The following is a 5,538-nucleotide window of genomic DNA, read 5'->3' on the forward strand; positions in this document are numbered from 1 at the left end:
TGGCTCTCTTGACAAGAACTTTTTTAACAATCTGCGCATCGCTCTGTCTGATACGGTTGGCAAATCGTTGGCAGAAGAAATTGGTACTGCCAAGGCAGAAGGCAAAATAGATACGCTCACACAGATCGTTGCCCACGCCGGTCTTGGCTGTATTGTTGGCGCTACAGCGAGTGGTGATTGTACAGCTGGCGCTGTGGGGGGCGCTGTAGGCGAAGCAACCGCAATGCTCCAGTTTAAACTGTGGTCTAAAAATTTTATACAAAAAGAAATAGCAGCATTGGATGGTCGTATTCCAACGGCAGAAGAACAAGCGCGTATCAATGCAAAGATTGAAGCACAGTTTGCTGATTTTAATGATCATGCCATTGATATTTCCCGCATAGCGGGGGGCTTTGCAGCTGCCCTTGCTGGTGGTGATGTCAATACCGGCGCGGATGCTGCAGGTAATGCTGCGGAAAATAATTTTCTTCCTGCAGTAGCAGCATTCGTAACATTCGTTGCATCGCTTGCACCAGAAGAATTGGCAGCTCTGTCCCTTTTTATGGCTGGCGGAGCAACTCTTGTTCAATCTCCTAGCAATAGGTCGGCTATAGCTGATTTTCTTGCCTATTGGTTTGCTTCGAAAAATTCTGCAGAAGATAGCAAAAAAACAAATCAAAGCTCAAAAGAAGAAAAAAATAAAAATTCTCAGGCGAGTAGCAAAGACCCACAAAACAATAATGACGATGACAAGGATGGAAAGGGTAAAAAGCTTAATAAAGGCAGAAAATATCATGACAAAAAACGCGATGAGGAAAAACAAAGATTAGAAGAGGAAGGACTTTCACCAAGCGAAGGAGAATTAACGATTGAAATTGAAATTCCGACAGATAAAGGTACAATTAAGGTAAGAACACGTCCTGATAATACTTATATTGAGGATGGTGAACCAGCATTTAGTGAGACCAAAACAGGTAAAGCCAAATTAAGTACAGGGCAGAAAGGTTTAAGAGAAATATGTGGAACAACAGGAAGCATAAAATTTTGTGGTCCTAAAGCCAAAGAGTATCTTAAGCAAAATAAAGAAAAATTCAATAAATACCAAGAAAATTTAAAGAAGTTTATAGAAAAAGAGAAACCAACTGAGAAACAACTAGAAGAATTTAATAAAGAGTGGCCAAAAAAACAATTGGATAAGAAATGGGAAAAAGGACCACGGAAATATAGACTCAACGAATATCCAAGCTATTTAGAAGAAAAGTGAACTACGATGCAAACAAAAGACGTAACAGAGATTTTAAAAAGATTGGGTTGGGAGACTCATCGCCATGAGGTTGGAGATACATTTGCTTATTATCATCTTTCTGATCGTATAATACGCATTCTCTATGATGTTGTAGATTATGGAGAGGATGGTGGAAGGTTGCGGCTATCAGTTGATCTTACTACAGCCGCTTATTGCCTTGCTAGGGAATATTCTAATGGTGAACAGTCGCGCTACAAATATGATGATATGTTGATTTCTGCAGAAGAAAATTTCGGAATTATAGCACAGAATCTTTCTGAAAGCCATATTGAGGAAGCTCTAAATAAAGTGATTGCATGGGCACAAACGCAGAATATTGAACAAAAATTGCGCGAAGAAGCTGCCAATCATTCTGCCGTTGCTGAAGCATTGCTTGGCGATATTGATGCTTTAAGGTCTGACAAGCCGGCATCCCAATTACATGTTCCAGAATTTGCGGATTATGCAACCATAGAATGGATTGATCGCCTTATTTTATTTGCACAAGCCTATAAGAATGGGGAGTTAGACGATATTCTAACGCGCAAAAAACCAAAAAAGCAGCAGATGAGCCTTACTGCAGCAAACCGTATTCTTAAAACCCAAGGGTGGTTTTCTACGGAACCTGGAAAAATGTGGCTCTCTTTGCCAGATCGTTTTATTCAGTTTGATTTTGGTTTTGTACGCCTCCATGACAATTACAGTGTCCGTCTTGAAGCTGAGATCTCTAACGAAGAGATTTCTATAGCTTGTCGTTATATTCACTATAGGGGAGAATATAATTGGATACGACCTACGGATATTTATCAGTCTTTTAATACAATTGGGGGAGGGATTTTTAGTGGTTTTGGTAAAGGGATTGATATTTGTGTAGAGACATTGAATGAACAAGAGTTAACACAAATCTCTGAGCGGATAATACAATGGGCACGCGCTCAAGATTTACAAGCATCGATCGAAAGCAAAACAGTTGTTCAAAAATATAGTTACGATACAGATATAGTTTGGCATTTGGCTTGTTTAGCGTTGACAGGAAAGATCGATGTACTGAGATCTTATCAAAATTCCATTGCGGTAGGTACAATTTCTGAACATTTGGATGATGATGACGTAGAAAAATATGTTAACCATGCCGTTGAATTTGCTGAAAAACATCTGAAAATTCTTCATGAGAGAGAGGCTGCAGAAGCACATCTTGGTCCACAAGCTTTGATTACTTTCAATAAAGTTGCAGAGCAATTAAAACAAATGGGTTGGACAGTTTATCAGGATAAAAACTATAATTGCAATGCTTATTTCATAAGTAAAGACCGTATCATCAATATAATGTATAGCCTTCAAAGTGATGAAAAAGAGCCAATTGTTGCATTTAAGGCTTCCCTTTCAACACTTGGTTTTTCTAGTGCTCATAGAGAGATTTTCTATAATATGCCTCAATATACAGCTCTCAAAGAAGCAGAAGAAATTTATACAGTTTCTAGTACTGAATTGGATGAAGGCAAGCTAAAGCAGATTTGTACAGATATGCTTGAATGGGCTGAGCAGCAAAATGTCAATCAAATCATTTATGATTATGTAGCTTTTTCCCCAGACAGTGAACTTGATCTTGTAGCGCGTCACCTTATTGCGCTTGTTTTGATTGGGGATGTTGAAAAGCTCAAATCTTACAAGGAGAATTTTAGAAAGGGAAATCCTTTAGGTTTTGTAGAAGAAATCTCAAAATATAGAATTGATAATCTTCTCACTCTTGCACGTGGTTATCGAGTGGGTTTTCCAAAAAATGCTCCGATTTTGTCTCTTGATCCACAAACAACGTCTGTTGTTTCCAAAACAGCCTCTGTTGAGGAGACAGAGGAGATAGAGGAAACGGATGATAAAGATGCTCCATTGAATATGGAAAGTGCTCATGAACTTTTAAAAAGCTTAGGGTGGTCAACTGAGAAAATCAATGAAGATGACTATATGGCAAGCTATCAATTGGCGGATCGTGAAGTAGACATTCTTTATAATGACGAAATTGCTAAAGATTGTCCGCAATTTGATAGCGCCTTTTTGATTAGCACGGGCATTTTGGCTTCAGCTTGCAAATTCATTAATCCTACCCACACGGAAGATATCCCAGATATACAACTTAATTTTGAAGCCAAGGGACTGGAAATCTTTGAACCAGAAGTCACTGCGGATCGTTTAACACAGGCGCTTGATGATGCGCTAGAATGGTCAGTAACTGCTATTGATCTTTCTGAAAGACTTCGCTCTGATTATGGTATAGCTCCTTGGCAACAGGATGCAACGGATAAAGCAGATAATACGGATGATGCTTTGCTTCATCTTGGCGCTCTTGCTTTATTAGGTGATGTTGAAACCTTGCATTCTTATCAGCAAAGTTTTGCAGTAGGAGATCATCTAGGCTTTGACGACAGCATCAACGAAACTCACCTTGAACGGGCAATAGCTTTAGCCAAAGAGGTGTCAAAATCAAAGCAAGTGAGTTACGCTTTAATTGAACGCGTAGCAAAGGATTTTGACAATCACTCAGAGCTTTCTAGTGAGGAATAACCTCGCTCTTTTGGAAGGAGAGTTTATTAAGCTGATTTAGAACAAAGAATACATTGATTATTTTGAAAAAAATCCGAGGGGCTTATGAATCATGAAATGGATAAAGAAAAACAGTATGGGGGCAGCTGAGTCTGTGGAATTTAAAGGTCAAAAAGTTTATCAGGAAGATGAACTGTTTGAGCCTGAAACAGTTTCTTCTTGGAAAGAAAAGGGACAGATAGTAACAGGTACAAATTTGGAAAGAATGGCATCAGGAAGAGCTCCTATTGGAGTCGATTGTAGGCCTATTATGTTACATCCTATGACATAAGAACAAGATAGTCCTATCGCTGAGGTTCTCTACTCATTTTATCAAAACAAAAGTTTTGTTGCTGATATGAAGCCAAAGACAAATTTTATCAGAAAAGTTATTTGTTGGATTTCAAAAAAAATTTCTAAGTAGGAAAAAAGAAAAGGTCATTATTGCAAATATTGGAGTCATGTCCCTAAAAGATGCTCTCTAAGCTTTAATGATCATCCTTTTTAATGACATCATATATTGTACATGCGAGATGATTTTACCGACACAGATGAGACAAGAGCTCCATCAAGAAAATATCCCTTATGCTTTTATCAATTTAATCCCAATTCCATTAACTATAAGAGAGAAATATTGATTAGTAAAAACACGCTGTGACTTATGGAGAAAAATTTATGAAAAGTTATACTTTAGATGATGTTGCACAATATATTGATATGCATAGTCATGTTATTAATTTTGGGACTAAAGATAATGCACCTGATGATGTACGGATTAAAACAGCAGAGAACACTCTCGATTTACAATTTAGCTCTTCCTACAAGAGTTTTTTAAAAAATTATGGAGGAGGAGAAATAGGAGGTGAAGAAATATTCAGTATTTATGAAATCTGTTCTGGTATTCCTGCTGGTGATATTGTTTACCGAAATTTACTCGATAGAAGAGATGGTTTTACGCATCCCAAACAGCTTGTTGTCTGCACAACTGATTTTGGTGAAAGCTTTTACTTTGATTATACTCAGTTTCGGGATGGAGAGTGCCCGCTCTATCTTAAGTTTCCACTTGACGATCCCCAGTATTACGCAAGTAATTTTTATGAATTTCTCTGCAAAAGAATTAAAGAGTACGCAGGGGAAGATTCATGAAAACTTACACTTTAGATGATGTTATACAATTAGTTGATAAATATGAAGGTGATATTGTTAATTTTTGTTTTGGAGAAGAAGAAAGAATAGGTTACCTAATTTGAAAGCAGTTTTGTAATATATTTAAGCTTAATATTTTTACGCATTCTTTATAACTGTTATCTTCTTTATAGCCACCGCATCATTTTTCATTTTCATAAGAGAAACGATAAATAGGATATAGGATAATTGCGATTTATAGACTGTTATGAAAACATCTAAAGAGAGATTGATAATTATAGAGATTAGAAAAATCCCTTTTAATAGGCTTTTGTTATTTTGGTTAGTTCTTTTTAAAAGTTAAAATTATATTTTTTAGTGAGTGATTAACACGTGTCTTATGAAAAGCGTATGAAAGTAAAAACTGATTACGTTATTAAAATCCTTTTTATGAACTTTATCAGTTTTTTTGAATGATAACCTTATGATTTAGAGAATTGATTACAACGTATTTTATGAAAAGCATATGACTCTTTAAAGCTTTTAAAAAGATAGCTTGTAACTCATAAGAG

Annotated in this window: 4 protein-coding genes; all 4 read left to right on the top strand. The window is 36.7% G+C overall.

Annotation, left to right across the window (positions count from 1 at the left end; all coding sequences use genetic code 11):
* Positions 1-1,243, top strand: a 1,243-nt coding sequence (locus PVV60_RS09385) for a VENN motif pre-toxin domain-containing protein (protein ID WP_273724529.1), incomplete at its 5' end; no start/stop codon positions are given.
* A 6-nt stretch (positions 1,244-1,249) separates the two neighbouring features.
* The gene (locus PVV60_RS09390; RefSeq protein WP_273724530.1) at positions 1,250-3,823 is read left to right on the top strand and encodes a DUF6990 domain-containing protein; all 2,574 of its coding nucleotides are present in this window, start codon (positions 1,250-1,252) and stop codon (positions 3,821-3,823) included.
* 91 nt (positions 3,824-3,914) lie between these two features.
* Positions 3,915-4,133: a hypothetical protein gene (locus PVV60_RS09395; RefSeq protein WP_273724531.1), complete on the top strand. Its 219-nt coding sequence runs from the start codon at positions 3,915-3,917 to the stop codon at positions 4,131-4,133.
* Positions 4,134-4,516: 383 nt separating this feature from the next.
* Complete coding sequence (locus PVV60_RS09400) at positions 4,517-4,987, top strand: SMI1/KNR4 family protein (RefSeq protein ID WP_273724532.1); 471 nt, start codon at positions 4,517-4,519, stop codon at positions 4,985-4,987.
* The last annotated feature ends 551 nt before the right edge of the window (positions 4,988-5,538 follow it).

This window comes from Bartonella sp. AU18XJBT, from assembly GCF_028618595.1.
In the GTDB taxonomy this organism is placed as follows: domain Bacteria; phylum Pseudomonadota; class Alphaproteobacteria; order Rhizobiales; family Rhizobiaceae; genus Bartonella.